The 1007-nt window shown below is 66.1% G+C and carries 2 protein-coding genes; one reads left to right on the top strand and one right to left on the bottom strand.

Translation table 11 applies throughout. From position 1 onward, the window contains the following. Nucleotides 1-76: 76 nt before the first annotated feature. The gene (locus tag AC04L7_RS19565; protein WP_435997814.1) at nt 77-589 is read left to right on the top strand and encodes a Slp family lipoprotein; all 513 of its coding nucleotides are present in this window, start codon (nt 77-79) and stop codon (nt 587-589) included. A 76-nt stretch (nt 590-665) separates the two neighbouring features. Here AC04L7_RS19565 and AC04L7_RS19560 read toward each other — a convergent pair. Continuing rightward, a partial coding sequence (locus AC04L7_RS19560; protein WP_475513829.1) for a histidine triad nucleotide-binding protein occupies nt 666-1007 on the bottom strand: 342 nt, incomplete at its 5' end.

Genomic DNA, 1007 nt, shown 5'->3' with positions numbered 1-1007 from the left:
CTCCGGAGCAGGGAGACCACCGGGCACTGATCGAAGACCTGCGCCGGCACCGCCCATAACCCGCTGGAGACTGGCCATGAACCTTCGTTTCGCCGTCGTCGTCGCAGCCGCTGCGCTGCTTTCCGCGTGCGCCACCGCACCCAAGCCCCTGCAGGGCAGCTTCACCCCGGTCAATCCGCGCGATTCCGTGGGCGCGCCGCAGGTCGGCGCCCCGGTCCGATGGGGCGGACGCATCATCAGCACGACGCCCGGACAGAATTCCACCTGCTTCCAGCTCGTCTCCAGGCCGCTCAACGCCACGGGCCGGCCGATGTCGACGGCGCCCGACGCCACCGATGGCCGCTTCATCGCCTGCCGTGCCGGGTTCTACGACCCCGCCGTGTTTGCCGAAGGGCGCGAAGTGACCTTCGTCGGCAAGATCGAGGGCTACGAAAGCACCCGCATCGGCGACTACGACTACCAGTTGCCCCGCGTGGCCGCCGACGTGGTCTACCTGTGGCCGGAAGTGCGCGAAGTCGAGGTTGTCCGCCCCTATCCCTACTACGATCCGTTCTGGGGCCCGCGCTGGGGCCGCTGGGGTTGGTGGTAAGCGAGACCTGGCGCGATCCACGCAAAAAAGCCGCTCATCGAGCGGCTTTTTTCATGGGGCCTGTATGCGCAAGCGCTCACGCGGATGTTCCGAATCGTCCCAGCGGCGCTCCCGCCAGCAGGTGCAGATGGATGTGGAACACGGTCTGTCCGGCGTTTTCGCGGCAGTTCATCACGATGCGGTAGCCATCCTGCGCGAATCCCTCGCTGCGCGCGTAATCCGCGGCAGCCATCGCGAGCTTGCCCATCAGGTGCGCCTGTTCCGGGCGCAGGTCGTCCAGCGTGGGTATCGCTTCGTTCTTCGGAATGAAAAGCACGTGCACCGGCGCCTGCGGCCCGATGTCCTTGAAACCCAGCACCTCGTCGTCTTCATAGACGATGGTGGCCGGAATCTCGCGGCGGATGATCTTGGCGAAGAT

This window comes from Pseudoxanthomonas sp. LjRoot204_2 (assembly GCF_056175765.1).
The sequence above is the reverse complement of the archived record's forward strand: the minus strand, read 5'-3'. Positions and strand labels throughout refer to the sequence as shown.